The organism is Williamsia sp. z34 (assembly GCF_059553395.1).
The window spans coordinates 502,483-518,704 of record NZ_JCANWW010000001.1 but is presented as its reverse complement, the minus strand read 5'-3'; the positions used below and the strand labels follow the sequence as shown (position 1 = coordinate 518,704).

Annotated in this window: 15 protein-coding genes; 9 read left to right on the top strand and 6 right to left on the bottom strand. The window is 66.5% G+C overall.

Features of this window, described 5'->3' with window-relative positions:
* Positions 1–77 precede the first annotated feature (77 nt).
* The 3 genes from AC51GT_RS02485 to AC51GT_RS02475 form a co-directional block, all read right to left on the bottom strand.
* Positions 78–1,055 carry a carbohydrate kinase family protein gene (locus AC51GT_RS02485; RefSeq protein ID WP_496327749.1) on the bottom strand — a complete coding sequence of 326 codons (978 nt, stop codon included), beginning with the start codon at positions 1,053–1,055 and terminating at the stop codon, positions 78–80.
* A 163-nt stretch (positions 1,056–1,218) separates the two neighbouring features.
* Positions 1,219–1,593 carry a HesB/IscA family protein gene (locus AC51GT_RS02480; protein WP_496323798.1) on the bottom strand — a complete coding sequence of 125 codons (375 nt, stop codon included), beginning with the start codon at positions 1,591–1,593 and terminating at the stop codon, positions 1,219–1,221.
* Between the two features lie 136 nt (positions 1,594–1,729).
* Positions 1,730–2,785 (bottom strand): glycerate kinase family protein, encoded by a 1,056-nt coding sequence (locus AC51GT_RS02475; protein WP_496327748.1) that lies wholly within the window; start codon positions 2,783–2,785, stop codon positions 1,730–1,732.
* A 134-nt stretch (positions 2,786–2,919) separates the two neighbouring features.
* On the opposite strand from AC51GT_RS02475, the gene AC51GT_RS02470 reads away from it, so the two are divergent.
* The 3 genes from AC51GT_RS02470 to AC51GT_RS02460 are packed head-to-tail and all read left to right on the top strand — an operon-like array spanning position 2,920 to position 6,108.
* Positions 2,920–3,594, top strand: coding sequence for a DUF3043 domain-containing protein (locus tag AC51GT_RS02470; RefSeq protein ID WP_496327747.1), 675 nt, complete (start codon positions 2,920–2,922; stop codon positions 3,592–3,594).
* Positions 3,595–3,600: 6 nt separating this feature from the next.
* Positions 3,601–5,337: a nicotinate-nucleotide--dimethylbenzimidazole phosphoribosyltransferase gene (cobT, locus tag AC51GT_RS02465; RefSeq protein ID WP_496327746.1), complete on the top strand. Its 1,737-nt coding sequence runs from the start codon at positions 3,601–3,603 to the stop codon at positions 5,335–5,337.
* 6 nt (positions 5,338–5,343) lie between these two features.
* A complete protein-coding gene (locus AC51GT_RS02460) occupies positions 5,344–6,108 on the top strand; it encodes an adenosylcobinamide-GDP ribazoletransferase (protein WP_496323794.1) in 765 nt (254 codons plus the stop codon).
* Between the two features lie 86 nt (positions 6,109–6,194).
* On the opposite strand, the gene AC51GT_RS02455 is transcribed toward AC51GT_RS02460, so the two are convergent.
* Together AC51GT_RS02455 and gcvT are read right to left on the bottom strand one after the other, a co-directional pair.
* Entirely contained in the window at positions 6,195–7,295 is a 1,101-nt protein-coding gene (locus tag AC51GT_RS02455) for a branched-chain amino acid aminotransferase (RefSeq protein ID WP_496323793.1), read from the bottom strand.
* Between the two features lie 112 nt (positions 7,296–7,407).
* A complete protein-coding gene (gene gcvT / locus AC51GT_RS02450; RefSeq protein ID WP_496327745.1) occupies positions 7,408–8,526 on the bottom strand; it encodes a glycine cleavage system aminomethyltransferase GcvT in 1,119 nt (372 codons plus the stop codon).
* A gap of 91 nt (positions 8,527–8,617) precedes the next feature.
* Between gcvT and AC51GT_RS02445 the strand changes: the two genes are divergently transcribed.
* From AC51GT_RS02445 to AC51GT_RS02420, 6 genes are all read left to right on the top strand, one after another.
* Positions 8,618–10,132 carry a leucyl aminopeptidase gene (locus AC51GT_RS02445; protein ID WP_496327744.1) on the top strand — a complete coding sequence of 505 codons (1,515 nt, stop codon included), beginning with the start codon at positions 8,618–8,620 and terminating at the stop codon, positions 10,130–10,132.
* Between the two features lie 134 nt (positions 10,133–10,266).
* Positions 10,267–12,012, top strand: coding sequence for a 2-oxoglutarate dehydrogenase, E2 component, dihydrolipoamide succinyltransferase (gene sucB / locus AC51GT_RS02440; RefSeq protein WP_496324105.1), 1,746 nt, complete (start codon positions 10,267–10,269; stop codon positions 12,010–12,012).
* A gap of 7 nt (positions 12,013–12,019) precedes the next feature.
* The gene (locus AC51GT_RS02435) at positions 12,020–12,919 is read left to right on the top strand and encodes a TIGR01777 family oxidoreductase (RefSeq protein WP_496327743.1); all 900 of its coding nucleotides are present in this window, start codon (positions 12,020–12,022) and stop codon (positions 12,917–12,919) included.
* Positions 12,919–13,668 (top strand): lipoyl(octanoyl) transferase LipB, encoded by a 750-nt coding sequence (gene lipB / locus AC51GT_RS02430; RefSeq protein WP_496327742.1) that lies wholly within the window; start codon positions 12,919–12,921, stop codon positions 13,666–13,668. Before AC51GT_RS02435 ends, lipB begins: the two co-directional genes overlap by 1 nt.
* Positions 13,665–14,717 (top strand): lipoyl synthase, encoded by a 1,053-nt coding sequence (gene lipA / locus AC51GT_RS02425; protein WP_496323788.1) that lies wholly within the window; start codon positions 13,665–13,667, stop codon positions 14,715–14,717. Before lipB ends, lipA begins: the two co-directional genes overlap by 4 nt.
* A gap of 100 nt (positions 14,718–14,817) precedes the next feature.
* Positions 14,818–15,558 (top strand): DUF4191 domain-containing protein, encoded by a 741-nt coding sequence (locus tag AC51GT_RS02420; RefSeq protein ID WP_496323787.1) that lies wholly within the window; start codon positions 14,818–14,820, stop codon positions 15,556–15,558.
* Between the two features lie 74 nt (positions 15,559–15,632).
* Here AC51GT_RS02420 and AC51GT_RS02415 read toward each other — a convergent pair whose 3' ends face one another.
* Entirely contained in the window at positions 15,633–16,100 is a 468-nt protein-coding gene (locus tag AC51GT_RS02415) for an RDD family protein (RefSeq protein ID WP_496323786.1), read from the bottom strand.
* Positions 16,101–16,222 lie beyond the last annotated feature (122 nt).

Here is a 16,222-nt window from a genome sequence, read left to right as displayed (position 1 = left end):
GTGAGAACAAATCCGCCCGCCCCTGCAGAAGGGGCGGGCGGATTTGTTTGCCCGGGGTGTTTGTTGTCTGGGGCTGATCAGGCGGGAAGGATCGCGCCGATCTCGGCAGCAGCCTCGGCCCCGTAGGCACCGGACAAACGCTCGAGCGCGCTCTCGCGGTCCCACACCCATTCCTGGGTGCCCACGGTCTCCAGCACCAGCACGGCGACCATCGATCCCAGCTGCGCACTGCGTTCGTGGCTCAGACCGGCTGCGTTGCCGACCAGGAACCCAGCGCGGAACGCGTCGCCGACGCCGGTCGGATCGACCTTGGCGGTTTCCGCGACAACCGGAACGTGGACGCGTGATCCGTCGGCGTCGATGATCTCCGCTCCCCCACCACCGAGCGTGGTGACCCGCACGCCGACCATGTCGGCGACCTGGGCCTCACTCAGGCCCGACTTCTGCCGGAGCAGGCCCCACTCGTATTCGTTGGTGAACAGACAGGTGGCACCTTCGATCAGATCCCGGATCTGCTCGCCGTCCAGCCGGGCCAGCTGCTGCGACGGATCGGCGGCGAACGGGATTCCAAGTTCGCGGCATTGCCGGCTGTGGACGATCATGCCCTCGGGATCGTCGGCGCCGATCAGGACCAGCTCCGGTGTGCCCAGCTCGGATGCCAGTGCGGTCAGCGAGATCTCCCGTGATTCGCTCATGGCACCGGCGTAAAAGCTTGCGAGCTGCGCCATCTCGTCGTCGGTGGTGCACATGAAGCGCGCGGTGTGCGCAGTCTCCGACACCCGGACACCACGCGTGTCGACGCCGTTGCCCTCCAGCCACTTCCGGTAATCGTCGAAGTCGCTTCCGACCGAGCCGACCAGCAGCGGCGAACCGCCGAGCACACCCATCGCGTAGGCGATGTTGCCGGCAACACCACCGCGCCGGATCACCAACTCCTCGACGAGGAAGCTCAGAGAGATGTGACTGAGGTGTTCTGGCAGCAGCTGTTCAGAGAACTTGCCCTGAAAGCGCATCAGATGGTCGGTCGCAATCGATCCACAAATGGCAATGGCCACGAAGGAGTGCCTTTCTTACTCACGAATGATGGCTTAACGCTACCTTCTCTCCAGGTGAACACAGCCGGGGCCCGGGAACAACAAAATGGCCGCACCCGAGGTGAACTCGGATGCGGCCGTTTGCTTACTGCGGGATCTGGCGGCCCGGTGAGAGGGTCAGGCGTCAGTTGAACGAATCGCCACAGGCACAGCTGCCCGTCGCATTCGGGTTGTCGATCGTGAAGCCCTGCTTCTCGATGGTGTCGACGAAGTCGATGCTGGCACCCATGACGTACGGGGCACTCATGCGATCGACGGCCAGTCCGACGCCGTCGAACTCGACAACGAGGTCTCCGTCGAGGTTGCGGTCATCGAAGTACAGCTGGTAGCGCAGGCCTGCGCAGCCACCGGGCTGGACGGCGATGCGCAGCATCAGGTCTTCGCGGCCTTCTTGCTCACGTAGTGCCTTCGCCTTGGACGACGCAGCTTCCGTCATAATCACACCGTGCGCGGGTGCCTCGGTCTCGGTCTGCACAGCAGTCTCGTTCGATGCGGTCATGAAATCTCCTCAGTGTGCGGGGCGTCGGCCTGCGAACCCACAATGGTCCGGGTTTCGGATGCGAACTTCCGTCGGCTACAACCGTACTCCTGCCCGGTCTATTCCTGCCTATCACACCAGGTGACCGCCGGGGCGGTCACCACGAAGCGGCCACCTGACGAGCGAGTTCGGCCAATTGGTTCTGGGCGTCATCCATCGCCCGCTGCACCGATCCGGCGACCTCGACGATGGCGTGGCCTCGGGCGATGCCGGCCTCGGCGATCTGTGCCGGGGTCAGCGCGAGCTGTCCGGCCAGCACGATCGTCGGGATCCCGTGTTCGCGGGCCGCGCTGGTCAGCGCCGCGACGACCTTGCCCTTGAGTGTCTGTTCATCGCATTTGCCCTCACCGGTGATCACCAGGTCGACGGTGCTGATCAGGTCGGCTTGTCCGGTCGCATCCGCGATCACCGTCGCACCGGAGACCCGGGTGGCCCCCAGTGCCAACAGTGCCGCGCCCAATCCCCCCGCCGCGCCGGCCCCGTCCAGCGCGCTGATGTCGCGACCGGCAAGGTCACCGAGCCGGCGCGCCCATTCGGTCATGCGCGCCTCCAGCAGGGCAACGGTGTCCTGGTCCGCGCCCTTCTGCGGACCGAAAACCGTGGCCGCACCATCCGGCCCGAGCAGCGGGTTCTCCACATCGGAGGCGGCCACGAGGGTCACCGATCGCAGCAGGTGCGCCGCCTCGTCGAGCCCACCGAGTGCGTCGACCAGGCCCTGACCGCCATCAGTGCCGGCGCTGCCGCCCAGCCCCACCACGATCCTGTCCGCACCTGCGGCCACCGCGGCGGCGACGAGTTGGCCCACACCGAAGGTATCGGCGGCGATCGCGGTGCGCGGCGAGGGCCGACCACCGAGTTGATGCAGACCGCAGGCCTGTGCGCATTCGATGTAGGCGGTCACGTGCTCGGTCTCACGATGCAACAGCCAGTGTGCCGAGACCAGCGCGCCGAGCGGCCCGGCGACGGTCTCCTCCCGGACCTCACCGAACCGGCCGGCCAGCACCGACACAAATCCTGGTCCGCCGTCGGACTGCGGCGCCAATATCAATTCGTCGTCCGGCCGGGCCTGCGCCCATCCCGCCGCGATCGTCTCCGCGGCGGCAACAGCGGTCAAGGTGTCGCCGAACGAATCCGGGGCGATCAGAGCCTTCATGGACGAAGTATAGGAAGGCGGCCGTCCCGCGGCAGTGCGCAGAAGTACATCCGCGAGAGGCGCTGACCCCGCTTGATGGACGGGGTCCGGAGACCCGGCAGTCACTGCACGCGCCGTCGGGATAATCTGGAGGGGTGAAATTGCCCTGGAAAAAAGACGACGACGCCGAGGTCGCGACCGCAACGACGGCGACCGTCGAGCAGACGGCAGAAGAAGCTGCGGCCGATCGCCGATACACCGAGGGCAAGGGCCGTCCCACCCCCAAGCGCCGCGACGCCGAGGGCAAGCGACGTGGCCCGGTTGCTCCGGCCCCGACGACTCGCGCCGAGGCCCGGGCCCGCAAGAAGGAACTCAAGGGTTCGACGGCCGGCCTGACCAAAGAAGAGAAGCGCGCGCAGTCCGAGGCACGCCGTAAGGCTCGCACCGACCAGCGCGAGAAGATGATGGACGGTGACGAGCGTTACCTGATGCCCCGCGACAAGGGTGAGGTCCGTCGGTACGCCCGCAACATCGTCGACTCGCGACGCAACTTCGCCGGGCTGTTCATGCCGTTCGCGATCCTGCTGATCCTCGTGATGTTCATCCCGTCCCTGGCGGTCTACGCCACTTTGTTCATGCTCATCTTCGTCATCTTCCTGGTGATCGACGGTGTGATGCTCGGACGGATCATCAACAACCGCGTGCGCGAACGCTTCCCGAACACCACCGACGGCGGCTTCAAGCTCGCCTGGTACGGATTCAGCCGTGCGATGCAGATGCGATTCATGCGCGCACCGCGGCCCGTGGTCAAGCCGGGCGACCCGGTCTGATCGGTGATGCGCACCCTGGTTCTTGGTGGAATACGCTCGGGCAAATCAGCTTTCGGTGAGAGCCTGCTGCCTCGTGACGGTGTCAGGTACGTGGCGACCGCCGCGGATCCGGCGACCGGAGACCCGGACTGGGCCCGCCGGATCGGAGCACACCGCACCCGCCGCCCTAGCGGATGGACCACGGTCGAATCCGGCGACGTGGCAGGCGAACTGCGCCGCGACACAGCCACGCCCACCCTGGTCGACGACCTCGGTGGTTGGCTGAGCCGCTACATCGACTCGGTCGGCGGCTGGGACGACGACAACTTCGACATGTCGGCGACGGCGGCCGAATTGTCCGCGGCAGTCGCCGATTTCACCGGCGACCTGGTGATCATCAGCCCCGAGGTCGGCCTCTCGCTGGTGGCACCGGTTCCGGCCGGGCGACTCTTCCAGGATCAGCTGGGCATCATCAACACGGCCGTGGCCGCCGTCTGTGACCGGGTCGTGCTGGTCGTTGCCGGCCAGACCCTGGAACTTCGCGGTGGCGCGGCCACCGACGGTGCCGTCCCGGAATCGGTTTCATCCCCACTCGCCGCATCGGTCCTGGCACCGCTTGCCGTACCGGGCCCGACCGAGGTGGAAGATCCGACGCCGGTGGACGATCCGGCGGCTGTTGCCGATCCGGCACCGGTGACCGAGTTCGAGAAGCCGGAACAATTCGACTTCGTCGCCGCGCCGGACCGCAATGCCGCCATTGCCGCGCGTGAACGTCACGCCGAGCTGACCAAGCCGGCCGGATCGCTCGGACGTCTCGAAGAACTCGGCGTCTGGGTGGCGTCCTGCCAAGGCCTGTGCCCACCTCGACCGATCACCGAACCCAGGGTGGTGGTCTTCGCGGGCGACCACGGCGTCGCCCAGGCCGGTGTCTCGGCCTACCCGCCCGAGGTCACGGCGCAGATGGTTGCGAACATCAGTGCCGGTGGGGCTGCCGTCAATGTGCTGGCACGACAGAACGGTGCCCGTGTCCGGGTCGAGGACCTGGCCGTCAATGCGGAGACACCGGAAACGATGAGCCGTTTCAAGGTGCGTCGCAGCAGCGGTGATCTCACGCGTGAAGATGCGCTGACCACCGAACAGACCCGTGCCGCACTTGCGGCCGGCCGCGCCATAGCGGATCAGGAGATCGATTCCGGCGCAGACCTTCTCATCGCCGGAGAGATGGGGATCGGGAACACCACCCCGGCCACCGTCCTGGTCGGGCTGCTCACCGATTCCGAGCCGGTCGTGGTCGTCGGACGGGGTACGGGTATCGACGATGACGGCTGGATCCGCAAGACCGCGGCCGTTCGGGACGGTATGCGACGCGGACGCCCCCATGCGCGGATCCCACTCGAGCTGCTGCGCACCGTCTCCGGTGCGGAAATCACTGCGATGGCCGGGTTCCTGGCGCAGGCCGCCCTGCGCAAGACACCGGTCATCCTCGACGGCCTGGTGGTCACCGCGGCCGCACTGGTCGCCAACGATCTGGCGCCCGGCGCCCGGGAGTGGTGGGTGGCCGGACACCGATCGGCCGAGCCCGCTCACCGGATCGCGTTGCGGCACCTCGATCTCGATCCGCTCCTGGACCTTTCGATGCGTCTGGGTGAAGGCACCGGCGCCCTCACCGCGCTCCCGCTGGTCCAGGCGGCCGTGAACACGCTCGCGTCCATGGCCACGTTCGCCGAGGCCCAGGTCAGTGGTGCGCCGGACGCGGCGTCCTGACCACAGATGAATCTACGAGCAGCAATCCGCGGTCCGCAGACGGCACTGTCCTGGTTGACGATCCTGCCGGTGCCCACACCGAAGGGTCCTTTCGACCGCGCGTTGGGCGGTGCCGTCATCGGTTCGACACCGCTGGTGGGCGCGGTCCTCGGCGTCATCACCGCGGCGGTCGCTGTCGGCCTCGGTGCGACCGAGTTGCCGCCGTTGCTCGCGGGTCTGCTCGTCGTCGGTGCGATCGCAATCCTGACCCGCGGCATGCACCTCGACGGATTGTCGGACACCGCAGACGGATTGGGTTGTTTCGGCTCTCCCGAGCGCGTGCACAAGGTGATGCACAGTGGCAGCGCGGGCCCCTTCGGCGCGGCCACACTGGTTGTCGTGCTGGGCGCGCAGGCGGCCGGTTACGGTGCCCTGATTCAACAGAATGACTGGGCTGCAATCATTTTCGTGCTGTTTGTCAGTCGGGTGGCCCCGGTCATCGGTTGCCGGGTGAATCTGTCCGCCACCGAGGAATCCAAGTTCGGCGCACTGACCGCGGGAACACAACGGCTGACGGTCGTCTTCTGGGCGCTCGGGGCGATTGCCGCCGGGTATGCGGTCGACACCGGGCTACCGCTGCCAGGTGTGTTCACCGCGATGGCGGTGGTCGTATTCGCCTGGTGGTTCAGCTTTCACTGCTCCCGCAGGTTCGCCGGCATCAATGGGGACGTACTCGGCGCGCTCGTCGAACTGAGCGCACTGATCGCCATCTGCGGACTGCTGGTCACCTGAGTTCCGGAGCTTTCCGAGTGACGGGGCTTTCTGTGTGACGGGGCTTTCTGTGTGACGGGGCTTTCCTGGGACGACCGGGCGATACTTCAGCCGTGGAGCTTGGCCATCCACCCATGGATGTCGGCGAAGGTGCCGCGCTGGATACCGGTGAGCGTGTCGCGCAGCGCCATCGTGACCTCACCGGGCTGACCGTCGCCGATGGTGTAGTCGTCGACCTCGCCCTTGACGTGGCCCACCGGGGTGATGACGGCGGCCGTGCCGCAGGCAAAGACCTCAGTGATCTCGCCCGAGGCGACACCCTTACGGAGTTCTTCGACGCTGATCTTGCGTTCGACGACGTCGAAACCGGCGTCCGCGGCGAGTTGGAGGAGCGATTCACGGGTGATACCCGGCAGCAGCGATCCGGACAGTTCCGGGGTGACGAGTTTGGCGTCGGCACCGGAGCCGAAGACGAAGAACAGGTTCATACCACCCATTTCTTCGACGAATCGGCGCTCGATGGCGTCGAGCCAGACCACCTGATCGCAACCCTTTTCGGCGGCCTGTGCCTGCGCGAGCAGCGAGGCGGCGTAGTTGCCACCGAACTTGGCCGCGCCGGTGCCGCCGGGGGCGGCGCGCACGTACTCGGTCGAGAGCCAGACGCTCACCGGATGGACTCCGCGCGTGAAGTATGCGCCGGCGGGCGAGGCGATGAGCAGGTACCGGTATTCACTCGCCGGCCGCACGCCGAGACCGGCCTCGGTGGCAATCATGAAGGGACGCAGATAAAGCGCCGCTTCCCCACCGGCCTCCGGGACCCACAGGTTGTCGGCGTCGACGAGCGCACGTAGCGAACCCATGAAGTCCTCGACGGGCAGTTCCGGCATCGCCAGTCGGCGCGCCGACCGCTGCATGCGCAGAGCGTTGGCGTCCGGCCGGAACGAGGAGATGCTGCCGTCGGCCTGGCGGTAGGCCTTGAGACCTTCGAAGATCTCCTGCGCATAGTGCAGCACCATCGCCGAGGGATCGAGCTGGATAGGGCCGTATGGAACGACCTTGGCATCGTGCCAGCCCTGCTCGGCGCTGTGGTCGATGGTCACCATGTGATCGGTGAAGTACTTACCGAAGCCCGGTGCAGCCAGGATTTCCGCGCGGCGCTGCGCCGAGAGCGGCTGCGGGTGTTCGGTCCGGGCGAACTCCAAAGTCATGCGCCAATCGTATCGCCTGACCCCGCGCCGATTTTCCCCGGTGGGACCGCACCCGTTTCGAACACTGCCCGAATCGGCGGACCGGACAATCCCGGCCAACCCGACATGGCGGCTAGCCGGTGCCCGCCGTCACGAAGGGCGGCAGGACGACCTCGCATTCCAACGCCCGGCCGCGGACGTCGATCACCACGGTGTCGCCCTTGGCCACACCCGCGGCCGAATCGATGAGTGCCAGCGCGATTCCCACCTTCAAGGTCGGCGAAAAGGTCCCGGAGGTGGTGACGCCGATCTTGCTTCCACCCGGGCCGTCGAGGACTGCGAGGTCCGCCCTGGGTACCCCGCGTCCGGTCGCCCGCAGGCCCCAGAGCCGACGCTCCGGACCGGCTTCCTTCTCTGCGAGCAGGGCGTCGCGACCGAAGAACTCGGGCTTGTTCCAGCCGACCGCCCAACCGCAGCGGGCCTGGACGGGGCTGATGTCGACGGAGAGCTCGTGCCCGTGCAGGGGGTAGCCCATCTCGGTGCGCAACGTGTCACGTGCACCGAGCCCGGCCGGCGCTCCCCCGGCGGCGATGACCGCGGCGGACAGCGCGGTGAACACCGGCGCGCTGTCTTCCCACGCCGGCAACAACTCGTAGCCGATCTCGCCGGTGTATCCGGTCCGGCAGACCCGGACCGGATAACGCTGTTGCCCCACAACCATTTCGGTGTCGGTGAACGACATGTACTCCAGGTCGGTCGGCAGTCCCAGGCCCGACAGCACCGAGGTCGACTGCGGACCCTGAACCGCGAAGACGCCGAAGTCGCGGTGCCGGTCGAGGACCTCGACGCCCTCGGGGGCCACGGCCTTCAGGGCTGCCACCACAGCCGAGGTGTTGGCGGCGTTGGGAACGAGGAACACGTCCTCGTCAGAGACCCAGTAGACGATGAGGTCGTCGATCACCCCACCGGAGTCGTTGGCGCACAGGGTGTACTGCGCCTTGCCCGGATGGATCTTCGTCAGGTCGTTGGTCAGGCAACGGTTTACGAACTCGGCCGCACCCGGCCCGGTCACCGAGGCCTTGCCCAGGTGACTCACATCGAAGATGCCCACCGCCTCGCGGACCGCGGTGTGTTCGGCAACCGTTCCCGCATAGGACACCGGCATGTTCCACCCACCGAACTCGGCAAAACTCGCTCCGAGTCCGCGATGCAATTCTTCGATGGGGCCGACCAGCAATTCACCTTCGCTCATGCGGCCACGCTATCTCGCCGCGTGAGCGAGCAGCATGCGACCACTAAGCTTGGTCACCAGTACCAGGTACGGCTACGAGTGGGAGTGAAGTGTGAGCAAGTCAAGCGCAAAACGTCAGCTGGGTCCCCAACTGTCACTGGCCACCGGGATCGGCAAGGACGACGACGTCCTGGTGATCGGACTGACCACCGCCGACGAAGACGGTGGGGCACCGAGTCTGGTCATCGGTGAGGGCCTGCTCGACGACGCCACCGCCTCCACGATCGACGATGCACTGGCCGCAGTGGACGCGAAGGGTTCGGCCGGTGAGCTGACCAAGCTCCCCGCCCCGACCGGCCTGGGCGTCACATCAGTGCTGGCCGTCGGACTCGGCGCGCCCGACAAGCTCGATGATGCCGAACACATTCGCCGCCAGGCGGGTGTGGCCGCCCGGAGTCTGCAGGGGGTGGGGACCGCGGTCACCAGTCTGCCTGCCGCCGACCTCGCGGCCACCGCCGAAGGCTTCTTCCTCGGCGCCTACCGGTTCGACGAGTTCCGTTCGACGCCACCTGAGAAGGCCCCGCTCTCAGCGGTTCGCCTGCTGGTACCCGCGGCGGACAAGAGCACCCAGGCCGAATTGGATCGCGCGGAGGCCATCGCCCGCGCGGTTGCCATCGCCCGCGACTTCGTGAACACCCCGCCGAGTCACCTGTTCCCCGAGGAGTTCGCCGACCGCGCCAAGGCCCTCGGTTCGGCCGCCGGCCTCAAGGTCGAGATCCTCGACGAGTCCGCGCTGGACAAGGCCGGTTACGGCGGCATCATCGGCGTCGGCAAGGGCAGCTCCCGCCCGCCGCGCCTGGTCCGCCTGAGCCACAGCGCCGGCAAGAAGGCCAAGACCGTGGCCCTTGTCGGCAAGGGCATCACCTTCGACACCGGCGGCATCTCGATCAAGCCCGCCGCGGGCATGGAGAACATGACCTCCGACATGGGCGGCGCCGCAGCGGTGATCGCGACCATGATCCTGGCGGCCGACCTCAATGTCGGCGTCAACGTCATCGCCACGGTCCCGATGGCCGAGAACATGCCGTCGAGCACCGCACAGCGTCCCGGTGACGTCCTGACCCAGTACGGCGGCAAGACCGTGGAAGTCATCAACACCGACGCCGAGGGCCGGTTGATCCTGGCCGACGCCATCGTCCGCGCCTGCGAGGACGAGCCCGATTACCTGATCGACACCGCCACCCTGACCGGCGCACAGATGGTCGCCCTGGGCACCCGGACCCCCGGGGTCATGGGCACCGACGAGTTCCGCGACCGCGTCGCATCGATCTCGCAGGCCGAAGGCGAGTCCGGTTGGCCGATGCCTTTTCCAGAAGAGCTTCGTCCGGATCTCGATTCCCGGGTGGCCGATCTGGCCAACGTCACCAACCATCGGTGGGGCGGCATGCTCTCGGCGGGCATCTATCTGCGGGAGTTCGTGGCGAAGGACGTGCAGTGGGTCCACATCGACATCGCCGGACCGGCCTTCAACACCGGCGGCCCGTGGGGTTACACCGGTAAGGGCGGAACCGGCGTACCAGTGCGGACCATCTTCGCCGTACTGGAGGACATCGCTGCCGAAGGATGAGGCAAAAGGTAGGGTTTAGAACGGTGGTTCGCCTCATCCGGTTGATCACCACCTCCATGCCTGCCACCAATACTGGTGGTTTGGCCCAGACCGTAGACCGCACACCGGTTCTCGAAATCAAGGAGTCGACAACGATGGCCTTCTCCGTCCAAATGCCAGCCCTGGGTGAAAGCGTCACCGAAGGCACCGTCACCAGGTGGCTCAAGCAGGAGGGTGACACGGTCGAGGCCGACGAACCGTTGCTGGAGGTGTCGACCGACAAGGTCGACACCGAGATCCCCGCACCGACATCCGGCGTCCTGATCAAGATCGTCGCGCAAGAAGATGACGTCGTCGAGGTCGGTGGCGAGCTCGCCCAGATCGGCGACGCCGGCGAATCCGCCGGTGACAGCGCCCCCGCGCAGGAGTCCGCACCGGAGCCCGAAGCCGAGCCTGAGCCCGAGGCGCAGCCCGAACCCGAGGAACCGGCGACCCCGGCCGCCTCGGCACCGGCATCCGGATCCGGATCCGCCGACGGCACCGACGTCACGATGCCCGAATTGGGCGAGTCCGTGACCGAGGGCACCGTCACCCGCTGGCTCAAAGAAGTCGGTGACTCCGTCGCGGCCGACGAACCGCTGCTGGAGGTCTCCACCGACAAGGTCGACACCGAGATCCCGTCTCCCGTCGCCGGCACGTTGCTCGAGATCATCGCCTCCGAGGACGATGTCGTCGAGGTCGGCGGACGTCTGGCCGTGGTCGGTTCTGCCGACTCCAAGCCCACCGTCGCACCGTCCGAGCCCGAACCGGAGCCCGAGGCCGCACCCGAGCCCGAGCCCGAGGAAGAGCCCAAGGCGGAGCCGAAGGAGGAGCCCAAGGCAGAGCCGGTTGCGGAGAAGAAGCCCGAACCGAAGGAAGATGCCAAGCCCGCCGCCGAGCAGGAGTCGACCCCGTACGTCACCCCGCTCGTCCGCAAGCTCGCGGCGGAGAACAACGTCGACCTGAGCGCCATCAAGGGCACCGGCGTCGGTGGCCGCATCCGCAAGCAGGACGTCTTGGCCGCCGCCGAGGCCGCGAAGGCACCGGCTGCCCCTGCCGCTCCGGAACCGGCTGCTGCACAGGCGAAGCCGGCACCCGAAAAGTCGGCACCGGCAGCACCGCGCCCGGAATTGGCCAAACTGGTCGGCACCACGCAGAAGATCAACCGGATCCGTCAGATCACCGCCAAGAAGACCCGCGAATCCCTGCAGGAGAGCGCACAGCTCACCCAGGTCTTCGAGGTCGACATGACGAAGATCGCCACCCTGCGGGCAGCGGCGAAGGCCGGCTTCAAGGCCAGCGAGGGTGTCAACCTGACCTACCTGCCGTTCATCGCCAAGGCCGTCGTGGAGGCGCTCAAGGCGCATCCGAACGTCAACGCCTCGATCAACGAAGAGGCCAAGGAGATCACGTACCACTCCAAGGTCCACCTCGGCATCGCGGTCGACACCGAGCAGGGTCTGCTCTCCCCCGTCATCCACAACGCCGACGATCTGTCGATCGCCGGTCTGGCGCGGGCCATCGCCGACATCGCTGCGCGGGCACGGAGCAACAACCTCAAGCTCGACGATCTGACCGGTGGCACGTTCACCATCACCAACATCGGTAGCCAGGGCGCGCTCTTCGACACCCCGATCCTGGTTCCGCCGCAGGCGGCCATGCTCGGTACCGGTGCCATCGTCAAGCGCCCGGTGGTCATGACCGGTGCCGACGGCTCGGAATCGATCGCGGTGCGGTCGATGTCGTTCCTGCCGCTCACCTACGATCACCGCCTCATCGACGGCGCCGACGCCGGCCGCTTCCTGAGCACCGTGAAGCATCGCCTCGAAGAGGCTGCGTTCGAGGCGGAGCTGGGACTGTAAGAAGTCGATGCGGATCGCCATAGCGGGATCTTCCGGCCTGATCGGCTCGGCCCTGGTGGACAGTCTCACCGGGGCCGGCCACCAGGTCGTCCGCCTGGTTCGGCGTCCCGCCACTGCCGCGGATCAGATTCACTGGGAGCCTGATTCGTTCGGCATCGATCCCGGCGCCTTGGCGGGCGTCGATGCGGTGGTCAATCTCTGTGGTCGCGGTATCGCCGACGGCCGATGGTCCGGACACGTCAAGCAGCAACTCCGGGACAGTCGGATCATCCCGACACAGGTGCTCGCCGAAGCAGTCCGGATTGCCGGCGTGCCCATCTTCGTGAGTTCGAGCGCAACCGGTCATTACGGGAACACCGGGGCCCGGGCGGTCACCGAGGACGATCCTGCCGGTACCGGGTTCCTGGCCGAACTGACGACCGACTGGGAAGCCGCCGCTCTCTCGGCACGGTCGGCGGGGGCATCGACCCGGGTGACAGTGGTCCGCACGGCGCCGGTGATGTCCCCGTCCGGCGGCATGCTCGGCAAACTGCGGCGCTTGTTCGGTCTGGGTCTGGGTGGCCGATTGGGTAGCGGTGAGCAATACCTGCCCTGGATCAGTCTGGTCGACACCGTGCGGGTGCTGGAGTTCCTGCTGACCCGGCCGATCGCCGGTCCGGTCAACATGTGCGCACCCCGGTCGGTCACGAACGCCGAGTTCACCAAGGCCCTCGGTCATGCGTTGCGTCGTCCGACCCCCTTTGCGGTGCCGGCGTTCGTGTTGTCCAAAACAGCAGGTGAGATGGCCGAGGAAATGTTGTTGCATGGTCAGAACGTTGTACCGAAGGTGCTGACCGACAACGGCTTCGAATTCCGTCATCCCACCATCGATTCCGCCCTCGCCTACGCGGTGGGCAAGGGCGCCTGATGCCCGGTGCTCGTGCGTCCAACGCACCTCTCGAGGTCCGCTGGCTCGGCCGCGTCGACTACCAGGAGACCTTCGACCTGCAACATCGGCTCGCGAACGAACGTGCCGACGGGATCCTCGACCACGACGTCCTGCTGCTGCTGGAACATCCGTCGGTCTACACCGCGGGCCGGCGTACCGAAGAGGCCGATCGTCCCAACGACGGTTCTCCCGTGATCGATGTCGACCGCGGCGGGAAGATCACCTGGCATGGTCCCGGCCAGCTGGTCGCCTATCCGATCGTCGCGTTGGCCAGTCCGGTCGACGTCGTCGACTACGTCCGGCGACTGGAAGAAGCCATGATCCATGTCTGTCAGACCCTGGGCCTGCCGACGTTCCGCGTCGACGGCCGCTCCGGGGTGTGGGCGATCGATGAGCCGGACGACGATCAGAAACCTTCCCGCCCCGACCGCAAGATCGGCGCGATCGGCATCCGGGTGGCTCGGGCGGTGGCATTGCACGGCATCGCCGTGAACTGCGATCCCGACCTGCGCGCTTTCGGCTCGATCATCCCTTGCGGCATCCCCGACGCCGGCGCCGGTTCACTGTCCCACGAACTCGGTCGCACGGTCACGGTCGACGAGGTTCGCCCCTTGCTCGCCGCGGCCATTGCCGACGCCCTCGACGGGACGTTGCCGGTCAGCACACATACTGCAACAACCAGCGTCACCCAGAGTGACAATCAAACCCACGTAGGATCTGTCCAGTGACTGTTTCGCACGACAAACCAGCCAAATCGAGCGCTTCGGCATCGGTCGGCCCGAACGGACGCAAACTCCTGCGCCTCGAGGCCCGCAACTCCGAGACGCCGATCGAGCGCAAACCGTCGTGGATCAAGACCCGCGCGACGATGGGTCCGGAGTTCACCGAACTCAAGTCCCTGGTCAAGAGCGAGGGCCTGCACACGGTCTGTGAAGAGGCCGGATGCCCGAACATCTACGAGTGCTGGGAAGACCGCGAGGCCACCTTCCTGATCGGTGGTGAGCAGTGCACCCGCCGCTGCGACTTCTGCCAGATCGACACCGGCAAGCCCGCCGATCTCGACCGCGACGAGCCTCGGCGGGTGGCCGAGAGCGTGGCCACCATGGGTCTGCGTTACTCGACGGTGACCGGTGTCGCCCGCGACGACCTGCCCGACGGCGGGGCCTGGCTCTACGCCGAAACCGTGCGGTACATCAAGCAACTCAACCCGACCACCGGTGTCGAGCTGCTCATCCCCGACTTCAACGCCGATCCCGACCAGCTGGCCGAGGTCTTCGCCTCACGCCCAGAGGTGTTGGCGCACAACGTCGAAACGGTCCCGCGAATCTTCAAGCGGATTCGTCCGGCGTTCCGGTACCAGCGCAGCCTCGACGTCATCACCGCTGCCCGCGATGCCGGTCTGGTGACCAAGTCGAACCTGATCCTCGGGATGGGCGAAACCCCCGAAGAGGTCACCGAGGCGATGGTCGACCTACACGAGGCCGGCTGCGACATCCTGACCATCACGCAGTACCTGCGTCCGTCGCCGCGGCATCACCCGGTGGACCGCTGGGTCAAGCCCGAGGAGTTCGTCGAGCATTCGAAGTTCGCCGAAGACCTCGGTTATGCCGGTGTCATGGCCGGACCGCTGGTCCGCTCGTCGTACCGGGCCGGTCGGCTGTACGCCCAGGCGATGAAGCATCACGGCCGTGAACTTCCCGAGGCGATGTCACATCTGACCGACGGTGGAAGCGCCAGCCAGGAAGCCTCGTCGTTGATGGCCCGTCTCGCCCGCTGAGGTCTGATCGGCGCCGGCCGCCGACCAGTTTTCCCCGACATCCGATTGCCGGGGTACCGGGTTGACCGGATGCCTGGCGCAGGCCAGTATCCTGGTGAGCATGGCGAAGGCAACAAAGGCGACAAAAGAAGCAAAGGCAGCTGCGAAGGCTGCCCGTAAGGAAGCGTCGCGAGCTCGCCGCAAACAACTGTGGCAAGCGTTCCAGATGCAGCGCAAAGAAGACAAGCTGCTGCTGCCCCTGATGATCGGCGCGATCGTCGGCGCGACGGTGATCGCGGTTCTGATCGGCATCTTCGTCGGCGGTCTGGTCTTCGTCCTCCCGATGGGCATCCTGCTCGGCGTGCTGATCGCGTTCATCATCTTCGGACGCCGGGTACAGAAGACCGTCTTCCGCAAGGCGGACGGTCAGGCCGGTGCCGCGGCCTGGGCGCTGGACAACATGCGCGGGCAGTGGCGGGTCAAGCAGGCCGTCACCGGCACCGCCCACCTCGATGCCATCCACCGCGTGATCGGCAAACCGGGTGTGATCCTGGTCGCCGAGGGTGCCCCGAGTCGTACCAAGCCGTTGCTGGCCCAGGAGAAGAAGCGAGTCGCCCGCATCGTCGGCGACACCCCGATCTACGACATCACCGTCGGTAACGATGAGGGTCAGGTTCCGCTCAAGAACCTCGAGAAGCACCTGAACAAACTGCCGAAGAACATCGACAAGAAGCGCATCGACGCGCTCGAGTCACGCCTTGCCGCACTCGGTGGCAAGCAGCCCGGTCCGGGCATGCCCAAGGGTCCGATGCCCGCCGGCGCCAAGATGCGCAGCATCCAGCGCACCGCGCGTCGTCGCTGATCTCCTGCCCCCGATATCCGGGCAACAAAAAACCACCCGTCTTGACGGGTGGTTTTTTTGTTAGGCCGAACCGCTCAGCGGGTGCGGATCAACGCGGTGCCGGTTGCCCGGTCGTGCATGCCGCGTCCGTCGTGGTCGTTGATCAGCGGTGGGACCAGGAACACGATCAGGATCTGCCGGACCAGGGCACGGACGAAGCCGACTCGTGCTCCCCCGTCGACGCGGGCGACGCGCATGCCGGTGAGGAATTGTCCCGGGGTGAATCCGAATACGGTCACCGAACCGACGCCGACGACGAACCAGACGAGCAAGACCACGTTCGAGAGAACCGGCGACTGCAGGTCTTGGACGAAGATCATCGCCACACCACCGGACATCACCCAGTCTGCGAACAACCCCAGGCAGCGATGCCAGGAAGATGCCAGCGAGTTCGGGCCGGACTCGGCCAGACCCAGCTTTTCGCCGCGGTAGGCGCCTACATCGACATTGTCTCCGAGTGCTGCCTGCGGGCCAGAAAGCCACGATCCGGTAATACGTCCCATGGCCACAATCATAGATGTGCTGGGAGAACAGTCTCACCAAGCATTATGCGGCCCATCTCACACCACGTTTCGCCCTGGAATGGCTCGTGTAACACGGGCGAAACACCGAAGTATCTGGCTAG

Bases quoted from the DNA above. Each gene is read 5' to 3' on its own strand.
- AC51GT_RS02480 (WP_496323798.1), bottom strand. From the start codon at position 1,593: ATGACCGCATCGAACGAGACTGCTGTGCAGACCGAGACCGAGGCACCC.
- AC51GT_RS02475 (WP_496327748.1), bottom strand. From the start codon at position 2,785: ATGAAGGCTCTGATCGCCCCGGATTCGTTCGGCGACACCTTGACCGCT.
- cobT (WP_496327746.1), top strand. From the start codon at position 3,601: ATGCGCACCCTGGTTCTTGGTGGAATACGCTCGGGCAAATCAGCTTTC.
- AC51GT_RS02460 (WP_496323794.1), top strand. From the start codon at position 5,344: ATGAATCTACGAGCAGCAATCCGCGGTCCGCAGACGGCACTGTCCTGG.
- AC51GT_RS02455 (WP_496323793.1), bottom strand. From the start codon at position 7,295: ATGACTTTGGAGTTCGCCCGGACCGAACACCCGCAGCCGCTCTCGGCG.
- gcvT (WP_496327745.1), bottom strand. From the start codon at position 8,526: ATGAGCGAAGGTGAATTGCTGGTCGGCCCCATCGAAGAATTGCATCGC.
- sucB (WP_496324105.1), top strand. From the start codon at position 10,267: ATGGCCTTCTCCGTCCAAATGCCAGCCCTGGGTGAAAGCGTCACCGAA.
- AC51GT_RS02435 (WP_496327743.1), top strand. From the start codon at position 12,020: ATGCGGATCGCCATAGCGGGATCTTCCGGCCTGATCGGCTCGGCCCTG.
- lipB (WP_496327742.1), top strand. From the start codon at position 12,919: ATGCCCGGTGCTCGTGCGTCCAACGCACCTCTCGAGGTCCGCTGGCTC.
- AC51GT_RS02420 (WP_496323787.1), top strand. From the start codon at position 14,818: ATGGCGAAGGCAACAAAGGCGACAAAAGAAGCAAAGGCAGCTGCGAAG.
- AC51GT_RS02415 (WP_496323786.1), bottom strand. From the start codon at position 16,100: ATGGGACGTATTACCGGATCGTGGCTTTCTGGCCCGCAGGCAGCACTC.